The sequence below is a fragment of the Mesorhizobium sp. WSM4828 genome (assembly GCF_055811175.1).
Genome location: NZ_JBVVQK010000001.1, coordinates 34,093 through 53,971, shown reverse-complemented (window position 1 = coordinate 53,971; position 19,879 = coordinate 34,093). Strand labels below are relative to the sequence as shown.

General features: G+C 63.5%; 23 protein-coding genes and 1 pseudogene. 12 read left to right on the top strand and 12 right to left on the bottom strand.

Annotated elements, in window-relative coordinates; translation table 11 throughout:
- Positions 1 to 16 precede the first annotated feature (16 nt).
- From AC0L2X_RS00315 to AC0L2X_RS00270, 10 genes are all read left to right on the top strand, one after another.
- Entirely contained in the window at positions 17 to 1,819 is a 1,803-nt protein-coding gene (locus AC0L2X_RS00315) for a methanol/ethanol family PQQ-dependent dehydrogenase (protein WP_473552848.1), read from the top strand.
- Entirely contained in the window at positions 1,800 to 2,663 is an 864-nt protein-coding gene (locus AC0L2X_RS00310; protein ID WP_473552846.1) for a substrate-binding domain-containing protein, read from the top strand. Before AC0L2X_RS00315 ends, AC0L2X_RS00310 begins: the two co-directional genes overlap by 20 nt.
- Positions 2,664 to 3,197 carry a c-type cytochrome gene (locus AC0L2X_RS00305; protein WP_473552845.1) on the top strand — a complete coding sequence of 178 codons (534 nt, stop codon included), beginning with the start codon at positions 2,664 to 2,666 and terminating at the stop codon, positions 3,195 to 3,197.
- A gap of 38 nt (positions 3,198 to 3,235) precedes the next feature.
- Complete coding sequence (gene coxB, locus AC0L2X_RS00300; RefSeq protein ID WP_473552843.1) at positions 3,236 to 4,210, top strand: cytochrome c oxidase subunit II; 975 nt, start codon at positions 3,236 to 3,238, stop codon at positions 4,208 to 4,210.
- Positions 4,207 to 6,183, top strand: coding sequence for a cytochrome c oxidase subunit I (gene ctaD, locus AC0L2X_RS00295; protein WP_473552842.1), 1,977 nt, complete (start codon positions 4,207 to 4,209; stop codon positions 6,181 to 6,183). The genes coxB and ctaD overlap by 4 nt, the downstream gene beginning before the upstream one ends.
- Positions 6,180 to 6,785, top strand: a complete 606-nt coding sequence (locus AC0L2X_RS00290; protein ID WP_473552839.1) for a cytochrome c oxidase subunit 3 — start codon at positions 6,180 to 6,182, stop codon at positions 6,783 to 6,785. The genes ctaD and AC0L2X_RS00290 overlap by 4 nt, the downstream gene beginning before the upstream one ends.
- 40 nt (positions 6,786 to 6,825) lie before the next feature.
- Entirely contained in the window at positions 6,826 to 7,128 is a 303-nt protein-coding gene (locus AC0L2X_RS00285; RefSeq protein ID WP_473599221.1) for a hypothetical protein, read from the top strand.
- Entirely contained in the window at positions 7,125 to 8,009 is an 885-nt protein-coding gene (locus tag AC0L2X_RS00280) for a cytochrome c oxidase assembly protein (protein WP_473552836.1), read from the top strand. Before AC0L2X_RS00285 ends, AC0L2X_RS00280 begins: the two co-directional genes overlap by 4 nt.
- The gene (locus tag AC0L2X_RS00275) at positions 7,990 to 8,559 is read left to right on the top strand and encodes a c-type cytochrome (RefSeq protein ID WP_352660279.1); all 570 of its coding nucleotides are present in this window, start codon (positions 7,990 to 7,992) and stop codon (positions 8,557 to 8,559) included. The genes AC0L2X_RS00280 and AC0L2X_RS00275 overlap by 20 nt, the downstream gene beginning before the upstream one ends.
- A 107-nt stretch (positions 8,560 to 8,666) precedes the next feature.
- Positions 8,667 to 9,188 carry a ferritin-like domain-containing protein gene (locus AC0L2X_RS00270; RefSeq protein WP_473553657.1) on the top strand — a complete coding sequence of 174 codons (522 nt, stop codon included), beginning with the start codon at positions 8,667 to 8,669 and terminating at the stop codon, positions 9,186 to 9,188.
- A gap of 74 nt (positions 9,189 to 9,262) precedes the next feature.
- Here the strand turns inward: AC0L2X_RS00270 and AC0L2X_RS00265 are convergent, their stop codons facing one another.
- The 6 genes from AC0L2X_RS00265 to AC0L2X_RS00240 are packed head-to-tail and all read right to left on the bottom strand — an operon-like array spanning position 9,263 to position 13,372.
- Positions 9,263 to 9,736, bottom strand: a complete 474-nt coding sequence (locus AC0L2X_RS00265) for a DUF2269 family protein (RefSeq protein ID WP_473552833.1) — start codon at positions 9,734 to 9,736, stop codon at positions 9,263 to 9,265.
- Positions 9,736 to 11,022, bottom strand: coding sequence for an SDR family oxidoreductase (locus AC0L2X_RS00260; RefSeq protein WP_473552831.1), 1,287 nt, complete (start codon positions 11,020 to 11,022; stop codon positions 9,736 to 9,738). Before AC0L2X_RS00260 ends, AC0L2X_RS00265 begins: the two co-directional genes overlap by 1 nt.
- Before the next feature lie 34 nt (positions 11,023 to 11,056).
- Positions 11,057 to 11,395 carry a hypothetical protein gene (locus AC0L2X_RS00255; protein WP_473552829.1) on the bottom strand — a complete coding sequence of 113 codons (339 nt, stop codon included), beginning with the start codon at positions 11,393 to 11,395 and terminating at the stop codon, positions 11,057 to 11,059.
- Positions 11,395 to 11,757, bottom strand: coding sequence for a hypothetical protein (locus tag AC0L2X_RS00250; RefSeq protein ID WP_352488444.1), 363 nt, complete (start codon positions 11,755 to 11,757; stop codon positions 11,395 to 11,397). Before AC0L2X_RS00250 ends, AC0L2X_RS00255 begins: the two co-directional genes overlap by 1 nt.
- Positions 11,757 to 12,977 carry an NRAMP family divalent metal transporter gene (locus tag AC0L2X_RS00245; protein WP_473552826.1) on the bottom strand — a complete coding sequence of 407 codons (1,221 nt, stop codon included), beginning with the start codon at positions 12,975 to 12,977 and terminating at the stop codon, positions 11,757 to 11,759. The genes AC0L2X_RS00250 and AC0L2X_RS00245 overlap by 1 nt, the downstream gene beginning before the upstream one ends.
- Entirely contained in the window at positions 12,974 to 13,372 is a 399-nt protein-coding gene (locus AC0L2X_RS00240) for a hypothetical protein (protein ID WP_473552824.1), read from the bottom strand. Before AC0L2X_RS00240 ends, AC0L2X_RS00245 begins: the two co-directional genes overlap by 4 nt.
- 219 nt (positions 13,373 to 13,591) lie before the next feature.
- Between AC0L2X_RS00240 and AC0L2X_RS00235 the strand changes: the two genes are divergently transcribed.
- Together AC0L2X_RS00235 and AC0L2X_RS00230 are read left to right on the top strand one after the other, a co-directional pair.
- Positions 13,592 to 13,804 carry a DUF2934 domain-containing protein gene (locus tag AC0L2X_RS00235; RefSeq protein WP_473552822.1) on the top strand — a complete coding sequence of 71 codons (213 nt, stop codon included), beginning with the start codon at positions 13,592 to 13,594 and terminating at the stop codon, positions 13,802 to 13,804.
- 6 nt (positions 13,805 to 13,810) lie between these two features.
- Entirely contained in the window at positions 13,811 to 13,939 is a 129-nt protein-coding gene (locus AC0L2X_RS00230; protein ID WP_352669826.1) for a hypothetical protein, read from the top strand.
- A gap of 182 nt (positions 13,940 to 14,121) precedes the next feature.
- Here the strand turns inward: AC0L2X_RS00230 and AC0L2X_RS00225 are convergent, their stop codons facing one another.
- The 6 genes and pseudogenes from AC0L2X_RS00225 to AC0L2X_RS00200 all read right to left on the bottom strand — a co-directional run bounded on the left by AC0L2X_RS00225 (position 14,122) and on the right by AC0L2X_RS00200 (position 19,856).
- On the bottom strand, positions 14,122 to 14,883 hold the full coding sequence (locus AC0L2X_RS00225; RefSeq protein ID WP_473552819.1) for a GntR family transcriptional regulator: 762 nt from the start codon (positions 14,881 to 14,883) through the stop codon (positions 14,122 to 14,124).
- A 71-nt stretch (positions 14,884 to 14,954) separates the two neighbouring features.
- Positions 14,955 to 15,737 carry an SDR family NAD(P)-dependent oxidoreductase gene (locus AC0L2X_RS00220; protein ID WP_473552816.1) on the bottom strand — a complete coding sequence of 261 codons (783 nt, stop codon included), beginning with the start codon at positions 15,735 to 15,737 and terminating at the stop codon, positions 14,955 to 14,957.
- A 99-nt stretch (positions 15,738 to 15,836) separates the two neighbouring features.
- Positions 15,837 to 16,748 carry a PfkB family carbohydrate kinase gene (locus tag AC0L2X_RS00215; protein WP_473552814.1) on the bottom strand — a complete coding sequence of 304 codons (912 nt, stop codon included), beginning with the start codon at positions 16,746 to 16,748 and terminating at the stop codon, positions 15,837 to 15,839.
- A complete protein-coding gene (gene uxuA / locus AC0L2X_RS00210; protein ID WP_473552811.1) occupies positions 16,745 to 17,944 on the bottom strand; it encodes a mannonate dehydratase in 1,200 nt (399 codons plus the stop codon). Before uxuA ends, AC0L2X_RS00215 begins: the two co-directional genes overlap by 4 nt.
- 144 nt (positions 17,945 to 18,088) lie before the next feature.
- Positions 18,089 to 18,748 carry a ThuA domain-containing protein gene (locus AC0L2X_RS00205; protein ID WP_473552810.1) on the bottom strand — a complete coding sequence of 220 codons (660 nt, stop codon included), beginning with the start codon at positions 18,746 to 18,748 and terminating at the stop codon, positions 18,089 to 18,091.
- 11 nt (positions 18,749 to 18,759) lie between these two features.
- Positions 18,760 to 19,856 (bottom strand): annotated as a pseudogene (locus tag AC0L2X_RS00200) (Gfo/Idh/MocA family protein).
- Between the last annotated feature and the right edge of the window lie 23 nt (positions 19,857 to 19,879).

Genomic DNA, 19,879 nt, shown 5'->3' with positions numbered 1-19,879 from the left:
GGAGGGAAAAAGACCAATGGCCGCGATGCTGGGATGGACGCTGCTGGCGGGCTTCGCGCTGATTACCGCGGCGGTTGCTCAGTCAACGTCAAGCCCTGCGATAAATCCGCCGGCCGCAGCCGCTCCGCCCGACGACGGCCAGTGGGCGATGCCGGCAAAGAACTACGCCTCCACCCGCTACAGCGATCTCGCGGAGATCACCGAAGACAACGTCAAGACCCTGCAGGTGGCCTTCACCTTCTCGACCGGCGTCAACAAAGGTCAGGAGGCTGCGCCCCTGGTGGTCGGCAACACGATGTACATCGTGACGCCGTTTCCCAACATCCTCTACGCGCTTGACCTTACCAAGCCCGGCGCGCCGATGAAGTGGAAGTTCGAGCCCAATCCCGAGCCTGCCGCCCAGGGCGTTGCCTGTTGCGACGTGGTCAACCGCGGTGCGGCCTTCTTCGACGGGCACATCTATTTCAACACGCTCGACGGCCACACCATCGCCGTCGATGCGGCCACCGGCAAACCGGTTTGGAACACCCATATCGGCAACATCAATATCGGCGAGACCATCACCATGGCGCCGCTGGTGGTGAAGGGCAAAGTGCTGGTCGGCAATTCCGGTGGCGAAATGGGCGTGCGCGGCTGGATCAAGGCGCTCGACGCCGGCGACGGCCACGTCGTCTGGACGGCCTACAACACCGGCCCGGACGCCGAGGTGCTGATCGGCCCGGATTTCAAGCCGCATTACGACATGGACAAGGGCAAGGATCTCGGCGTGACGTCGTGGCCGCCCGACGCCTGGAAGATCGGCGGCGGCAATGTGTGGGGCTGGATCTCCTATGATCCGGACCTCAACCTGATCTTCCATGGCACTGGAAATCCCGGCCCGTGGAATCCGGATCTGCGGCCCGGCGACAACAAATGGACCGCCGGCATCTTTGCACGCGATCCCGATACGGGCGCAGCCAAATGGTTCTACCAATGGACGCCGCACGATTTGCACGACTACGACGGCATCAACGAGCAGGTGCTGCTCGACATGACCTGGCAGGGCAAGGCCCGCAAGGTGCTGGTGCGGCCGGAACGCAACGGCTACGTCTATCTGTTGGACCGCACCACGGGCGAGGTCCTGTCGGCAGTGCCGTTCGGCCCGGTCAACTCCACCAAGGGGGTCGACCTGAAGACCGGCCGGCTGATTGTAAATCCGGATAAGGAGACCGGCACCGGCAAGGTCGTCCGCGACATCTGTCCCACCGCGTCCGGTCTCAAGGACTGGCAGCCTTCGGCGTTCTCGCCAAAGACCGGCCTACTCTACATTCCGCACAACAACATGTGCATGGACGAAGAAGGCGTCGAGGTGAATTACATCGCCGGCACGCCCTATGTCGGCATGAATGTGCGCATGATTCCCGGGCCGGGCGGCAATCGGGGTGCTTTCACCGCCTGGGATGTCGCCGCCGCCAAGCCGGCGTGGAGCCTGAAGGAGAACTTTCCCGTGTGGAGCGGCGCCGTCGCCACGGCCGGCAACGTCGTGTTCTATGGGACGATGGAAGGCTGGTTCAAGGCGGTCAGCGCCAAGACCGGCGCACTGCTTTGGCAGTTCAAGACGTCGTCCGGCATCATCGGCCAGCCGATCACCTATCGCGGCCCGGACGGGCACCAATATGTCGCGATTCTATCGGGCGTCGGCGGCTGGGCCGGCGCGATCGTATCCGGAGATCTCGACCCGCGCGACGCCACCGCCGCGCTCGGCTTCGTCAACGTCATGAAGGATCTGAAGGATGTAACCACGCCGGGAGGTACGCTGTATGTGTTCCGGCTGCCTTGAGACGATCGGTCGAGTTTCGTGCTCACGGAAGACGCGTTCGCGGCGCCTTGCCGCCGCGGTCGGCGGACTGGCGGTCTCGCTCGTCGCCACTGTTGCCGATGCGCGCGAGCTGAGGATCTGCGCCGATCCCAACAACATGCCGTTCTCCAATGCCGCCAGGCAGGGTTTTGAAAACAAGATCGCCGAACTCGTCGCGACGGAGCTTGGTGCGACGGTGTCCTACACGTGGTGGGCACAGCGCCGTGGCTTCGTCCGCAACACGCTGAAAGCCGGTTTGTGCGATCTGGTGCCCGGCACGCCCGCCAATCTCGAGATGCTGCGCACCACCGCGCCCTACTACCGGTCTTCCTATGTGTTCGTGACACGCAAGGATGCGCCGGAAATCACGTCCTTCAACGATCCTCGCCTGCGCGATCTGCGCATCGGCGTCCAGCTGATCGGCGACGACGGCGCCAACTCGCCGCCCGTCCAGGCGCTTGGCCGCCGCGGCATCGTCGGCCATCTCATCGGTTTCCCCGTCTATGGCGACTATTCGGCGCCGAACCCGCCAGCACGCATCGTCGAGGCGGTCGCGAATGGCGACATCGATATGGCCGTGGTCTGGGGACCGCTGGCCGGCTACTTCGCGTCCAGGCAGAAGGTGGCGCTGCAGATCACGCCGGTCTCGCCGCGCGTGGACGGCCCGCAACTGCCGATGATCTACGACATCTCGATGGGCGTGCGCCGTGGCGACGATACGCTGCGCAACGAGGTGAACGCCGCCCTGACCAGACACCGCGCCGAGATCGACGCGATCCTGGCGGCCTACCAGGTGCCCCGCTTCGATCCTGTCGGAGCGCCTTGAATGAAGCGCGGTCTTCCCTTGCTGGTGTTCGCAATCCTCGCGGTTGCCGGGTGCCAGCGTGAGGAACGTAACACGCGTCCGCAGTCGGCGCTCGGCTCGGGCGACCAGCCGGCAGCCGTGACGGCCCTCGAGCCGGGCGGCCAACGGCCGGCCTCGTCCGACACCAAGGCCGGCGTGTTCGAGGCCAACGCCTTCCACCTCAGCGAAGGCAAGCGTCTGTTCAACTGGTTCAACTGTTCCGGCTGCCATGCCAATGGCGGTGGCGGCATGGGTCCGGCCCTCATGGACCAGAAGTGGCTCTATGGCAGCTCGATCGAAAGCATCCACGCCACGATCAGGGACGGCCGGCCAAACGGCATGCCGAGCTTCCGTGACAAGATCCCGGACGACCAGATCTGGGAGCTTGCCGCCTTCGTCCGCGCGCTGAGCGGCAACGCATCGAAATCGGCCGCGCCGAGCCGCGACGACGACATGATGCCTCATCCATCCGAAAATCGCCTGCCGGATGCCGCCACGCTGGGGAAGTCGCCGTGAACCGCGTTGTTTGCAGGGTGTGCTGCGGCGCAGCCTGCATGCTGCTCCTCGCAGGATGCAGCGGCTGGCAATCCGCGCTCGACCCAAAGGGTCCGGCAGCTGGCGAGCTCGCATGGCTGATCTGGTTTTTCACAGCACTCTGCACGGTGGTCTGGCTTCTGGTGATGGCCGTGCTGATCGTGCCATTGGCCCGGCGCGCGGCGCCGTCGGGCGATCCGCTTGTCCTCGATGCTGCCGCCGAGCGCAGCAAGATGCGAATTGTCGTTGCCGCACTCGCTGCTACCGCCCTGATCCTGGTCGGCCTGACGCTGATGAGCTACTTCTCTAACCGGACGCTCGCCGCCATCGGCTCGGATGCGGCGCTGACGATCCGGGTGACCGGGCATCAATGGTGGTGGGAGGTGCGCTACGAAAACGATCAGCCGAACCGCATCCTGACGACCGCCAATGAAATCCACATCCCGGCGGGCGAGCCGGTGCGGCTCGTAGTGACCTCGACAGACGTCATCCATTCCTTCTGGGTGCCGAACCTCTCGGGCAAGCTGGACCTCATTCCAGGCCACGAGAACGTTCTCAACCTGAAGGCGGACAAGCCCGGCGTCTATCGCGGGCAGTGCGCCGAGTTCTGCGGCGCGCAGCATGCCAATATGAGCACCTTCATCGTCGCCGAACCAAGGCCCGTCTTCGACGCGTGGCTGAACGACCAACTGCGGCCGGCCGCCGCCCCCGTGTTGGCCGAAGCCAAAACCGGCCACGACCTGTTCCTCAAACGGCCATGCGTGATGTGCCACAAGATCGGCGGCACCATCGCGGGCGGTACGGTCGCTCCCGACCTCACCCATATCGCAAGCCGGCGGACGCTCGCTGCCGGAACGCTGGCTATGAGCCGCGGCAATCTCGGGGCCTGGATAGCCGATCCGCAAGGGATCAAGCCAGGTGCCCACATGCCCGTCGTTGGACTGAACGGGGACGAATTGAATGCGATCGTAGCCTATCTCGAGGGCCTGAAATGAGCAGCGCCGACCTGGCCCATGAGCGGAACCTCGCGCAGCAAGGCCCCGCGGCGCGAAAGGGTGACCTGGCTCCCGAGCGCGACGGACCTCGCGATACCGGCCTCGACGACGCCAGCCTTGACCGCTGGCTGGCGCGGACATGGCAGACGGCTCCGGGCGTCATCGGCGCGCTCTCGAGCGTCGACCACAAGATTGTCGCGCGGCGCTACTTGGTCACCGCTTTCCTGTTCCTGTGCCTCGGTGGCCTCAGTGCCGTTGCCATGCGCATCCAACTGTCGGGGCCGGAGCGCGGGCTGATCGGGCCCGATCGCTACAACCAGCTGTTCACCATGCATGGCGTAACGATGATGTTCCTGTTTGCGGTGCCGATCGTTCAGGCAACCGGCATCTACCTGGTCCCGCTGATGGTCGGCACCCGTAACATCGCCTTCCCGCGCCTCAATGCATTCAGCTTCTGGATTTATCTCTCGGGTGGCCTCTTCGCCTGGGTGTCGTTTGCACTCGACATGGCACCCGACGTCGGCTGGTTCTCCTACGTGCCGCTGTCCGGTCCTGAATTCGGGCCAGGCAAGCGCTCCGACGTGTGGGCGCAGATGATCACCTATACCGAAGTTTCATCGTTGGCGGTCGCGGTCGCCACCATCGTCACCGTGCTGAAGCAACGCGCGCCGGGCATGTCGCTGGATAAGATTCCGCTCTACGTCTGGGCGATGCTGGTCACCTCTTTCGTGATCGTATTCGCTATGCCGGCGGTCATGATCACGTCGACGTTCCTGATCCTCGACCGCCTGGTCGGCACCCATATCTTCAATCCCGCCGAGGGCGGCGACGTACTGCTCTTCCAGCACCTGTTCTGGTTCTTCGGCCACCCCGAAGTCTATATCATTTTCCTCCCGGCCACCGGCATGGTGTCCTCGATCATTGCCGCTTTCGCCCGGCGTCCGGTATTCGGCTATCTAGGCATGGTTCTGTCGCTGATTGCGGTCGGGTTTCTGTCGTTCGGCCTGTGGGTCCATCACATGTTCGCAACGGGCCTGCCAAAGCTCGGCGCGAGCTTCTTCACGGCATCGAGCATGCTGATTGCCATCCCGAACGGGCTGCAGATCTTCTGCTGGCTGGCGACATTGTGGGACGGAAAGCCGATAGTCAGGACGCCGCTGCTGTTCGTGTTCGGCTTCTTCTTCACGTTCGTCGCGGGCGGCCTGACCGGCGTGATGCTGGCGTCGGTGCCATTGGACCTGCAAGTGCACGACACCTATTTCGTGGTCGCGCATTTCCATTACGTGCTGATCGGCGGGTCGGTATTCCCGCTGCTCGGCGCGACCTATTTCTGGTTCCCCAAGATCACCGGCCGGATGATGAGCGAACGTCTCGGACGCTGGCACTTCTGGCTTGCCTTCATAGGCTTCAATGCGGCGTTCTTTCCGATGCACATTGTCGGTCTGTGGGGCATGCCGCGCCGGGTCTACACCTATCCGGTTGAGCTCGGCTGGGGCAACATCAACCTGTTCATCACAGCCGGCGCGGTCGTCCTGTTCCTGAGCTTCGTTCTGTTCACTATAAACCTGGTGTACAGCGCCTCGAGGGGCGCCCCGGCCGGGGACAGTCCCTGGAATGCAGGCACGCTAGAATGGGCGACGAGCTCTCCGCCGCCGAGCTATAATTTCGCTCGGATTCCGGTGGTTAGCAACGCCGAGCCGCTCTGGGCCGAACGTGACACGCTGCCTGTCGCGACCGGGCTTCGCGTCGACGCGCGCGAACTTGTTATTTCGACCGTGGCTGAGGCGCATCCCCATGTGCGCGAGAAGTCGGCGACGCCGTCGATCTGGCCATTGTTCGCTGCGCTCGCGATCGGCGCCACCTTTCTCTATTCAATCTTCAGCCCTTGGGCAGTGGTCTGGGGAGCGGGGCCGATCGCCATCACTTTGATCGGTTGGTTCTGGCCGAAAGGCGATCCGGAGGATGAGGAATGAAACAGCGTCCTGCCGCCGATCTTTCCGACCTCCCGACCTTCGGACTCGGACCGCGCAGCCCGACCTGGTGGGGCACCCTCGCCTTCATGGCGCTGGAGGGCACCGGCTTCGCGCTTGCCGCAGGCGCCTATCTTTACCTCGCCTATCTGTCGCCCGAATGGCCATTGGGCGTGCCGCCGCCCAACCATTGGCCGGGCACCATCGTCACGCTGTTGCTGCTCGCAAGCGTGGTGCCCAACCACATACTGAACCGCTACGCGGAAGCCTGTGCCATGGTGCCCGTGCGCATCGGCCTGATCGTCATGTCGCTGCTCGGTATCGCACCGCTTGTCGTGCGGTGGTTCGAATTTCCGGCCCTCAACATCTATTGGGATACCAATGCGTACGGCTCAATGCTGTGGGTGCTGCTCGGCCTTCACACAACGCATCTGATTACCGACGTCGGCGACACGCTGGTGCTGACGGCCCTGATGTTCACGCGCCATGGCTATAGCGGCCGGCGTTTCGGGGACGTTGGCGACAACGTCTTCTACTGGGATTTCGTGGTCGCAACCTGGATCCCGATCTATCTTTTGATCTACTGGATGCCGAGGCTTGACTGAGATGCGTGCGCTTCGCTTGGGCACATCATGGGGCGGGCTGTTGTCCGGGCCCTTGGCCTGGGCGGTGTCGACGCAGCTGAATTACGCGTTCGTGGAGTGGCAGTGCGCGCACGGCATTCCCCTCATACCGGTCATTGCGCTGGTGCTGACAGTGCTGGCCTTGCTTGGCGGCGTGCTGTCGTGGCGGGCGCGCCAGCAAGGCGGTGCCGCCTTTAAACCGGATCGTACGCGCGCCACGGAGGATTTCGTCGCCAATATCGGCATTCTCAGCGCGGTGCTGTTTGCACTGGTAATCATCATGCAAGGCGCCGCCTCGCTCATTCTTGACGGCTGCCTGCGATGAGCTCCGACGCGCTCTTCTCGACATCGACCTGCTACGGTGCCGGCGCCCCGCAGGCCGGCTGGACGCTGGCGTTGCCGATCACGCTGCCGCTAACCGTTGCCGTACTGCTTTACGCGGCAGGCGCCTTTCGGCTGTGGCGGCGGAGCGCCCGCAGCCGGCCGTTGCGGCTAGGGCAGGCTATGCTGTTCGCGGCCGGCTGGGCCATCTTGGCGGCCGCACTGGTCAGTCCGCTCCATGCATTGGGCGAGCGCGTCTTCACCGCCCACATGATCGAGCACGAGCTATTGATGGCGGTGGCGGCGCCCCTGCTGGTCGCCTCCCGCCCGGCGGCGGCGATGATGTGGGCATTGCCGATCAGGCTACGGCTGGCATTTGGCGCAGCCGGGCACGCGAAGGTGCTTCGAACCGTTTGGGCCGCCGTCAGCCGCCCTGTAGTCGCGACCTTCCTGCACGGCGTCGCGATATGGGCATGGCACGTTCCGGCGCTGTTCGAGGCGGCGCTTGCCGAGGGTGTCCTGCATTATGCGCAACATGCGAGCTTCTTCGGTACGGGGCTGCTGTTCTGGTGGGTGCTGCTGCCGCGCTCAGGCCGCGAACAAGCCTATGGCAGCGCAGTCATGCACCTTTTCTTCACCTCGCTGCACACCGGCCTGCTCGGGGTACTGCTGCTGGTCTCGCCCAGGCTGTGGTATCCGGCAAACGACGCCGGCGCGGAATTGTGGAACCTTAGCGCGCTGGAGGACCAGCAGCTCGCCGGCTTGGTGATGTGGGTTCCTGCCGGTCTGATTTATGGCGGAGCCGCGTTGCTGCTGGCCGGTCTGTGGATTCGCGCAAGTGGACAGAGAAGATGGGAGGTGTCGCATGCGCTCCGCGCTGTCTAAGCTGGTCATTGGTGCTGGGGCGGTAATTGCCGTGCTGGCCGCAGCTTGGGCGGCGCTGACGTTTTGGCCGGAGCGCCTCGGCCAGGTCGCTTATGAGACTGACAATGCCACCAGCAGCATTGGCGTGCGCGCCACACCGCGCTTCACTCCGTCCGGGTCCATCCTCGGCGCCGCGGCAATTGTCGTGCTCGTTGCAGTTCTGGCCGGGATCGCGTTGTACTTCGAGCAAAGCCGTCGAGTGGAGCAGAAGGCCGACAATGCAACCGGCGGTGTTGGCGCCCGCGCCATACCCATCATGATGGCCAATGGCTGTGCTGGATGCCACACGATCAGCGGCGTTCCCGGCGCGCAAGGGTTGGTCGGGCCGCGCCTGGATGCCGACTTGGCTACCCGGGTCTATATCGGCGGCGTCTTGCGCAATAAGCCGGAGAACCTGGTCCGTTGGATACGCGCCGCAAGGGAGGTCAATCCGCACACGGCAATGCCCTCGACCAGAATTTCCGAGCAGGAGGCGCGGGATATCGCGGCCTACCTCTATTCGCTGAAATGACACGATTGCAGCATTTCTTGAAGAGCAGGGTTAACTGCAACGCCTCGCCAGGAACAAATCGGCATAGCCACGGTTTGGTTCTACACGTCAAATCGCGAGGAAGTCCTATGGATACCGATGTCAATTCCGAAACCCGCTCGATCTTCATTGTCGGGCTGCGCAACGCTCACGCCATGGAGAACCAGGCACTGTCGATCATGAAACCTCAGGTCAAGCGGATCGAGAACTATCCGCAGGTCGCCGACCGCCTGCAGCAGCATATCACGGAGACCGAAGGGCAGATCGCCCGCCTGGAATCCATTCTGGATGGCCTCGGTGAGGACCATTCCACATTGAAGGATACGGCTATGTCGATGGTCGGCAGCATGGCTGCGATGGGACATTCCGTAGCCGGCGACGAAATCCTCAAGAACAGCTTCGCCAACTTTGCATTCGAAAATTACGAGATCGCCGCTTACAACTCGTTGCTCGTACTCGCCGAGGCCGGAGGGTTTAGTCAGGCAACCAACTCTCTTCAGCAGAATCTCCGCGAAGAAGAGAAAATGGCCGACTGGCTGAAGCAGAATCTGCGCGGCGTCACCTTGCAATACGCCAGGCTGCGTGAGGCGGGAGAGACCGCCAAGAGTTAGCTTCAGTCCCGGATTCGGGGCTCGAAGCAACGCTGGACCGAAGCACAAGCCGCGGCAATTGTCCGCGGCTGTCTTCACCACTCGATCGCCGGCCGCGCGATCATCAGCCAGAAAATTCCGAGCACGGCGGCGAAGGCGGGAAAGCCGAAGGCGAACCATAGCCAGAAGAGCCGATGATAGCGTGGTGGCAACGGCGCTCCGGCACCGGCGGCCTGCGCTGCCAGCTTGCGCATCTCCATTTGCATCCAGACGACCGGGAGCCAGAACATTCCGGTGAAGATATAAAGCGCGATCGAAAGTACGATCCAGCCCTCCGACAGCGAGTAGCCGGCCTGCCAGGCGAGCGCGGCTCCGGTCAAAGGTTGCGCGACCACGGCCGTCGCCGTGAAAAGGAAGTCGGCGACGACGACGATATGCGCCACCGCCGCAACCGTCGCGGCATTGCCGGTCCTGTGGGCGAGCAGCATGAAGAAAGCGATACCGGCGCCGGTGCCAAGCAGCACGGATGCGCCGATGACATGCAGAAATTTCAGCAGGAAATAGAGCATCAACGCTCCTCCAGCACTGCCAGGGCCACAAAGTGCAGCACCAGGATCGGCAACACCTTGAGGAACGGCCCAAGCGGGTCGTTCCACAGATCAGGACTCAGGAAGCTTCCGACGACCAGGTAGAAGAGCGAGAGCGCGATGCCGCCATAGAGGCCTTTTCGCGTCGCCGGCCGCCAGGCAACGAGCGTGCCGACGACGATGTCGGCAAGAGCACCGGCGATCACGGTCGGCGCCGACAAGATGCCGGCCCCCGTGCTTTTCATCAGATCGACGCCGCTGACGTAGCCGGTGGTCAGCGACACAATCCCCGTCATGATCCAGAAGACGGGCAGGACGACGAAGATCGCCGGCTTGATGAAGTACAGCCGGGAAAACCATTTTTCCTGCACCGTTGCCGGATTGAGCGCGAGGAAGCCCGCCAGGGTTTGCGGGCGTATGCCGGTCGCGGCGGTCCAGTCCGAGGGATCTCCAACCGCTCCTCGGGCGATCTCCCTGGCCGCGTTGGTGCGCATCGGTGGGCGCCAGCCGAACATCGCGGCAAGGTCGCCGAGGCGGTAGAGAAGCTTTGCAACAGCCGCCGGCAAGACAAACTTGGCTGCCGGAGCCCAACCGAGCCATCGGCGATAGCTACCGACGACCTCGTCCATGCTCAGCTGTTCGGGACCGACAAGTTCCAGCACGACGCGAGACGGACTGGCGGGATCGAGAAGGAGGACGACTGTTGAGACCACGTCGTCGAGAAGTACCACCTGGAGCCGGCCGGTGCCGGGCATGGAGGGCAGCACCGGCAGCGAGGCGAGACCCCGAAACAATGCGCTGGCCCCAAACACCGGCCGGCCGAGCACCACGGACGGGCGCAGGACCACCCAATCCAGATCAAGCGCCATAAGCGCCTGGTCGCCGGCCAGTTTCGTCGCCGAGAATGTCGAAGGCTGCGCCCGATCGACGCCTATCGCCGAGAAGTGGATCACCCGGGCAACCCCGGCCCGCGCACAGGCCAGAAAGAGTGCTGCCGCCGCATCGCGATGGACTTCGCGCGTCTTTTCGCGGGGGCTGTCCTGCAGGACGCCGGCACAATTCACGACGGCGTCGATACGCCTGAGATGCGGTAGCCAGTCTTCGGGCTGCAGCGCCACCGCCATGTCCAGCACCAGCAATTGATAATTGCCGGTCCGGTTTGCGCCGGGGCTGCGGACCACTCCGATTACCTCATGCCCTTCGGAAAGAAGGCGTGCCACGACGGAGGCACCGATCAGGCCGGTGGCACCGGTAACCAGGACTTTCACTGGACCCCATTTTCCGATGGCGGGAAAGTATCGTTCATTCCGGTTTATCGCCCTCGATGCTCCCCTTCATAGCGGAAAGTTCTTCCTTCGTGCATAACAACCGCGGCTGCGCCGGATCGGAGATGTCGAGCTTGTCCCAGGGGATGCGGTACATACTGTCGCGACTGCGCAGTCGAAAGACATCGAGGACCGCAATGCCGATGGCCGAAGCGGACAGACGCTCGAAGGCCGCGTGGATGCCGACATGGTACTCGGTAATCACCAGGTCGTCGCCATCCGGTTCGGCGCGTATCTCCTCGATACGGCCGATGCTTTTGCCGCGCTGCGAAAGTACATTCCTGCCAGCCAATTGCTCGAGATTGATAGTGGCCATCATCCAGCTCCCGGAATACGCCCAATGACACGATCGCGCAGCCAGTCCTGCCAGTCGAAAATCGCCGTTTCGCGGACGTCGATATCGAACTCGATGTCGACGCCGATGTCGCGCACCTTGTTCCAGGCGATGCGGTGCGGCTCGGCATGGCGCTTGCCGCCGAGCCTTGCCGCAAGCCGCGCCATCCAGCGGCCAGGCCGCTCGCCAAGCCGACGCGCCAGCGTGATCGAGCCGAGCTCGACCGCAACGATCTTAGGCGGCTTGCCTGGCCTGAGCTCGGCCACCAGCCCGTCAACCTTGCCGATCTTGACCTGCTCGCGGTCGACCACTTGCTTGTCCAGGATGTCGCGCAGCAACTCCATCACGTGCCTCCGAATATCTGCAAAGGAATGGTCACGATCGCGAGCACGAAACCGAGCGCGATGATGAAGATGACCGCGGCATTCGCGATCGTGCCATTGCGGTGCTCGCCGACATAACGCTCGTCATTGAGCAGGAAGAGGAACGGCACCACTGTCAACGGCAGGCTGGCGGCCGTCAGCGCCATGGAAAAGATGGTGAGCTTCAGCGGATCGAGGCCCAGCGCGATCGGAATGGCGGCGAGAAACAACGAGATCGTATAAACGGTGCTGAAACCCGGGTCGTCGCGCGGTTTCAGGTTCTCGCCCCAGGTCCAGCCAAAACCCTGCGCCACAAGATAGGCCTGCTGCAGGCCGATTTCGAGCGTGGCACCGAAGCAGGCAATGCCTAGTGAAGCAACGAACAGGACAAATCCCCAGAAACCGAAGATCGGAAGCAGCATCAGCGGCAGTTGGTGGTAGTCGTCGACCTGCTCTATGCCGTGTGCTGCCAGAACGAGCGCCGCCACAATCAATACACCGATAGCGATCGTGCCGCCAAAACTCATGCCCAGGCCGGCAATGGCCCGATTGGCTCCAAGATAGCTCTTATCCCACTCGTCCTCGATCGCTCCCGACGAATAGAACATGAACAGATAGGGCGAGATCGACGCACCAAGAATGCTGACCGCCATGAACCAGTAGTTGGCCGCGTCGTGATCCGGCAGTGTTGGCACGGCCCCGGCTGCGACCTGCCCCCAATCGGGCTTCAGCATGACTGCGCCAACCACGAAGCACAGCGTGACCAGCCCGAGGATCGCGACGCCTTTTTCGATGAATCCGAACGTGCCTTTCCACAGGAACAGCCATGCCAGAAACGCGACCGGCAGCGCCCACCATTGAAAGCCGATGCCGGTGGCGAGCTCGAGCGCAATGGCAACACCGCCGATTTCGGCTGCCATGACCAGGAAGTTGACCAGCAAGGTCGCAAGCAACGGCCACAGAAAGGCGTTGAAGCCAAACCGTTCCCGGATCCCGTCGGCGATGGTGTGATGGCTAACGGCGGCGAAGCGTCCGGCCATTTCGACCAGGAAGATGATGCAGATCGTGCCCAGGACGACGGCCCATATCAGCTGGAACCTGAACGCCGCGCCGGCCTGAGCTGCGGTCGCCATTGATCCGACCTCGAGAAAGCCGCCAACGCTGGTGACGACGCCGAGCGATATTTCGAGCAGCTTCTTCATGATTTCGGCGCGAAATATTTTGCGTTGGACGTGCTCAGATCGGCGGCGGCGGCCCGAAGATCCTGCTGCGCGTGTTCCACTTCCGAGCGGTTGCCGTTCTGCACGGCCGTCGCGGCGCGCATTGCCGCTGCCGAAAGCCGTCCAACCGCCATCGTCAGACCGGCTTGCCCGCTGGGCTCAGGCGACTTGGCGGACTGGATTTGCGCACCGGCATCGGCGAGCGCCTTGCCGACCGATTGCAAAGTGCGCGACGTGTATTCCGACGGGGCTTTCCCAGCGATCCAGCTCTCCAGGACCAGCGATGCGGTCTGTGTGGCGGAAGCCGCGGTTTTCGACTGCTGCTCGACCTGGCCGGAAGGCGAGCAGGCCATCAGTACAAACATTATCAGCAGCAAGCATGGGTGGCCTGGTCGAACACCGACGGCTGTAACGGCATTTACAATACGTGCTTGTAGCGTTGCTGCCACACGATTGTTCTCCCCGCACCGAGCGACTTCGCCGTGAAGTTTGATCTAGAGCGCTGGGTGATCACGTCAACTGAACCGCGATGAACGGCGCTGGCACCGCGGAACAAACCAGCGATCGCCGGATTAGGGGATGAGGAGGCAAAGGCCATGGACAGGGAAGAGCGTATCAGGCAGCGAGCCCATGAGATCTGGGAGCGCGAAGGCCGTCCGCAAGGGCGCGAGCGCGAGCATTGGGATCAGGCCGTGCAGGAGATCGAAGCTGAGGGTTCCGAGGCCGAACGCGGACCGGTCGTGCCCGATCCAACGGTCGAGGCCGGCGCCGATCCGGAGGCACGCGGCAGCAAGCGGCGGGGGAAGTGAGGCCCGATGCCTCGTCTCGTCGCCTGGATCGTTGTCGTACTGGTCGTGCTGTTCGCCGCCTGGCTGATGATCGGGCGCGACAGAACCGGCGGCGCAGGTCAGCCCACGCCACACGCAATTGATCAAAATGGATAGGAGCCGACATGACGGGAACCGATACTCATCCGGAACAAGACCCGGCGGAAGGATCGCGATCGGTAGTGGAAAAGCAGCTCCGCAAGGAGCAAGGCGGCGAGGGTCAAAATCGCAAAGCCGAGCCAGCTTCCGACAAATCCGGCAGCAAGACCAAGACGCCCTCGGAAGCGCGCAAGAAAGGCTCAGGCTTGGATTGAGCCAGCTGACGGCGGGCTCACACTACCGTCTGCCTCGAAGTAATGGGGATAGCGCTCCTGGACGATTTCGAGCACCTCGAAAATGCGGCGAAGATGCGTTCGCATTGCTTCTTCCGCCGCAAGCGCGTCGGCCTGCTCGAGCGCATCGACAATCCGCCGATGCTGGCCGAGGACCACCGACATGCTGTCGAGGCGCGGAAAAGACAGGAAACGGAAGCGGTCCATGTGCAGCTTCGCCGCGCTGATGTCGGCCCAGATTCCCGGAAACCCGGCATGGCTGGAGATGTGCTGGTGGAACAGCTCGTCCGACTTGAAGAAGCGCCTGTCGTCCGCGATGGAGGCGAACGTCTCCTGGACCGCTAGTTCGCCTTTGAGCGCGGCAAGCAGGTCGGCAAGGCGCGGGCTCTCGACGGCGCGTTTGATCAGGCCGACTTCGAGCGCTTCGCGCAGGAACTGCGATTTCTCGAGATCGGCAATACGCAGCGGCGCCACCATGCTGCCGCGCTGGGGATAGATGTCGATCAGGCCAAGACCGGCCAGCCGGGCGAGCGCCTCCCTGACCGGTGTGCGGCTCACGCCAAGGGCTTCCGACATCGCCTTTTCGGAAATCAGCTCGTGCGGCTTCAGGCGGAAGGTCAGAATCTGGTCGAGCAAAACCTCGAACGTTCTGGCCGCGACTGAAGCGCCGGGGCCGGTTTCGCCCAGCCGCCCCTCGGTGATGGTCCGCATTCCCAAAAGCCCTGCCATCGGCAATCCCCTTAAAGGCTCTGCAGCTTCAAGCCGTTCATGAAATGCCTGCGCAAGCAGCAGCGCCGGCGTTATTCCTTGCGCGGAGAACCGCCGATGCGCGCCAGCAGGCCGCCATCGACGCGCACGACCTCGCCGGTGACGAAAGAGGCATCGTCGGACAGCAGGAAGGCGACGACTGCGGCAATCTCTTTCGGCTGGGCGGTACGGCCGAGCGGATGCATATTGTCGAGGATACGCAGGATCTCGTCGGGCTTATCGTTGAGCTTGACCGCATCCCGCAGCATCGGTGTGTCGACCGCGCCCGGAGCGACGGCATTGACGCGCACGCCGAGCGGCGCATAGTCGACGGCCATCGACTTTACCAGGCCGATCAGGCCGTGCTTGGCCGTACTGTAGGCCAGAACCCCTTCCTGGCTGGCCAGACCCTGCACCGAGCTCATATGGACTATGGCACCGCGGCTTTGGCGGAGCAGCGGCATCGCCGCGCGGGAGAGCAGGTAGGCAGCCTTCAGGTTGACGTTCATCACCTCGTCCCAAAGCGCCTCGTCCGTGGTCTCCACCGTTCCGTAACGCTGGATGCCGGCATTGTGGGAGAGCATGTCGAGCCCGCCGAACGCGGACCGGGCAAGCTCGACGGCGCGGCCGCACGCTTCAGTGTCGGCGGTTGAGCCAAGCACGGTGCGCACGGTCACGCCGCGCGCCGAAAGCTGTGCCGCGACCTCGTCCAGCTGATCGCCCGCCCGGTCGAACAGGATCAGGTCGATGCCTTGCTCGGCCAGTCTTTCGGCGACAGCACGTCCGATGCCCATGGCTGCCCCGGTGACGAGTGCGCGTTTTTTGAATTCAGCCATTTTGTCCTCCCACGAACAGCTGCCCAGTGACTACTATGGTAGTCGATCGGCGCCACTTGACGTGCTCTTTCCACCGAGCCGGCCCAAGCGTGTTCGGCATCATGTCGATCCTTGCATGAAAGCCAGCGTTTCCGCGCGCGTCGGTGCGCCAAGACGTCCGCCAAAGCGCAGGCATTTCAGGGCGGCGGCGGCGCTGGCCACTGCTATGGCGCGCTCTTCGTCCCAACCTTCGGCCAGACCGAGAGCGAAGGTGCCGTGAAACACGTCGCCTGCCGCCAGGGTGTCGACGGCTTCGACCCGCGGCGATGGCAGATGACGGACGTTGCTGCCCGGGTGCCGGAACGCGGTGCCGTTCGCCCCATCGGTGACGGCCACGAAGGCGCCGATCCGTTCGCCGAGAATGGCGACGGCAGAACCGGCGGATATCTCCGGGCCGCACAGGATGCGTGCCGCAGGCAGTGAAGCAACGATATGCGAGGCGAGCGGCAGCAGCCGGTCGAGCACCGGTCGCGATGCGACATCGGCGTCAAGGATCGCCGGAATGCCGTATTCACGAGCTTTCGCCAGCGCCAGGGCGGCGGCTCCGGGCCAGCGGACGTCGACCAGCACGGCGTCGAAGCGGGAAAAATCCGCCGGCGGAAGACGGTCCGGATCGGCTTGCGTGACGGCATCGTAGAACGGGACAATCATACGCTCGCCGGCGGCATCAACCAGGATCGTGGCAATGGCCGAGCGGCCGCCTTCAACCCTGCGCACCAGCGAACAGTCGACCCGCTCCGCCTCCATCTGGCCGATGACATCGCGGCCGACGGCATCGTCGCCGACGCTTGCCCATAGCCAGACCTGCCCGCCCTGGCGGCTGGCCGACGCGGCGGCGCTTGCTGCCATGCCGGCCGCGATCTGCACGGCCTCGCTTGGCAGGAACTTGCCGGCGCCGGAGGGCAGGACATCGAGGCGCAAGATCGTGTCGTAGGTGAGCGCGCCGACGCAGAGCAGGCGGGGCGCCGTCATTGCAGCCGGTAGCCGCGCTGATGGGCAATCGCCGTCATCACGCCTCTCAATTCGGCAAGGCCGCGAAGACGGCCGATCACGGGGTAGCCGGGATGGGTGTGCCGCGCGGCATCATCGATCAGCTCGTGGCCATGATCCGGACGAAACGGCAGCAGCGCCGCCGGTTCGCCGGCGTCGCGGCGGCGTTGCTGCTCGTCGAGCAAGATCGAGACCACCGACACCATGTCGACATCGCCGCTCAGATGCTCGGATTCCATGAACGAGCCGTCCGGGTCCTTGCTGACGTTGCGCAGATGCACGAAGTTTATCTTGTGCGCAAAGCGCCTGGCGATGGCGGGCACGTCATTGGCCGGGTTGGCGCCCAGCGACCCCGTGCACAAGGTAAGGCCGCTATTAGCCGATGGCACTGCGTCCAGGATAAAGGCGATGTCGTCCGCGTTCTTGACGATGCGGCACAGGCCGACGAGATCGCGCGGCGGATCGTCCGGGTGAATCGCCAACGTGACGCCCGCCTCTTCGGCCGCCGGCAGCACGTTTTCGAGAAAACGGACAAGGTTCTCGCGCAGCCGGTCGTGCGACAGGCTCGACTGCTCGGCCACCACATCGCGCAATTCTGCTATGTCGTAGCGCTTGAAGGCGCCCGGCAGGCCGGCCATGATGTTGGCGAGCAGACGCTCTTTTGACGTATCCGGCGTCGTCTCGAACCATTCGCTCGCCCGCTGGAGAACATCGGACGCATAGTCGCGCTCCGATCCCTTGCGCTGCAGCATGTAGAAATCGAACGCGGCAAGCTCGTGCATGTTCATGCGGAGCGCCCGTCCGCCGCCCGCCAGCGGCGCAGCTAGGTCGGTCCGGGTCCAGTCGAGGATCAGCATGAAGTTGTAGCAGACCGTGCGCACACCGCAGGCGCCGAGATTGCGTAAGGTCTGCCTGAAATTGTCGTAGAGCCGGTCGAGATCGCCGCGGCCGAGCTTGATGTCCTCGTGCACGGGGACGCTCTCGACGACGCTCCATTTCAGGCCCATCGCCGGATCCGCCTCGATAAGCGCCTGACGCTGCCTGATGGCGTCGATCGGCCACACTTCGCCGTAAGGGATGTCGTGCAATGCCGTCACTATGCCGGTCGCGCCGGCCTGCCTCGCGTGGGCAAGCGTTGCCGCGTCGCTCGGGCCAAACCATCGCCACGTCTGCTCCATTCGACCTCCAGCTGCGGAATTTTCCGATGACCGTGGTGTATTGGATGCTACCATGGCAGTCAATTGCAGTCCAGTGCCTGTGTCGGCGTCCGGGTGGCCGCCCTTTAAAAGATTACAACGATACGTGGCGTTCAGATTGAACGGCTACGCAAGGTCCGAGTTTCGGCTGGCCCAAATCGCGCCGCGTTCGAACATCGTGCGCATTTGCGGCACGGCGAACTCGTCGGCGGTGTGGCCGAGCGCGCTGTAGAAGACGCGGCCCTTGCCGTAGCGGCGCTTCCAGACGACCGGCATGACGACGCCGGCGATGAAATCGAGATGTTCGCCGGTGAAAGTAGTCGTCGCCAGCACCTCGTTGGTCGGATCGACATGCATGTAATACTGCTCCGAACGGTAGGCGAAGCCGTCGATGCCCTGCATGACCCGATCGTCTGGCCTGGTGATGTCGACGCGATAGTCGATGATGTTGCCGGGGTGGGCGACCCACTGGCCGCCGGTCATGAATTGATATTCCGGTTCGTTGCGGAAGCTGTCGCACATGGTGCCGTGAAAGCCCGCAAGGCCGGTGCCGGCCCCGACGGCGCTGGTCAGGTTTTGCAGCTCCGGCTTTTCGATGGTCGACATGGTGATCACCGGGACAATGAGATCGAGCTTACCCAGCTGCGGATCGGCAAGCGCTGAAGTCCCCCGCTCCAGCTGCACGTCGAAGCCGTTGCCGGCCAGCATCTCCTTGACGATTTCGGCGCTTCGGGCCGGGGTGTGACCTTCCCAGCCGCCCCAGAAAATCAGTGCCGTCTTGCTCATTGCATTATTCCCTATCCCAGAATTCCGAAAGGCAGGTCGGCGCGCATCGGTGCCGGCCGGGCGCAGCCATATCTGAGATCGACACGCTGCCCTGTCTCTGCTGAAGAGATGATCGATTCCATGATTTCCAGGACATGGAGGGAAAGATCGAGACTGGCGCGGTGTTGCCTGCCGGAGACGATCGCCTGCGCCATGTCGGCAAGGCCGAGGCCCCGGTAGTTGCCGTCGCCATAGGAATGGATCTGATCGGCCACCGTCCAGTCGCCCTTGCGCTGGCTGGTCCTGATGTCGCCCTGGAACTGGTTGGGATCGGAGACGATCATCGAGCCCGTGGTTCCGTAAAGTTCGATGTGATTGTGTTCATGCTTCCAGACGTCGAAGCTGGTGGTGATCGAGACCGCGGCGCCATTCTCGAATGCGAGCAGGCCGGAAATATGGGTCGGCATCTCGACCCGGATGGTTTCGCCCTGGCGCGGTCCAGAACCGATGGTGCGGGTGGCGTAGGATGACTTCGCCTGCCCGGTCACCGATTTTACCGGACCCAGGAGATTGACCAGGCAGGTCAGATAGTACGGTCCCATGTCGAGCATTGGCCCACCGCCAGGCTGATAGTAGAAATCCGGATTGGGATGCCAGAGTTCGTGGCCGGGCACCTGCATGAAGGCAGAGCCGGCGACGATGGTCCCAACCGTATCCTCATCGACCAGCCGCCGCGCCGTCTGGTGGGAGCCCCAAGAAAGGTGTCGGGTGCGCAGCCGATGCGCACGCCCTGTTGGCGCGCGGCCGCGACCAGCCGCTCGGCGTCACTGAGCGTCGTCGCCAGCGGTTTCTCGGAGTAAACGTGCTTGCCTTGCCCGACAGCTTGCAAGCCGACCGGCACATGATGCTGCGGCGTCGTCAGGTTGAGCACGATCTCGACGCGCGGATCGGCCAACAGCGCGTCGACCGGCATGGCAGCCAGGCCGTAGGCCGCTGCCTTGGCCTCGGCCGCCGTAGGGTTGATGTCGGCAACGCCGACAATATCGAGCACCGGGAATTGTGGCGATGCCTTCAGGTAGGCATCCGAAATGTTGCCGCAGCCGATAATGCCGACACCGATCCTCCGCATGGGCTTCTCCTCAAAAGGCGGCA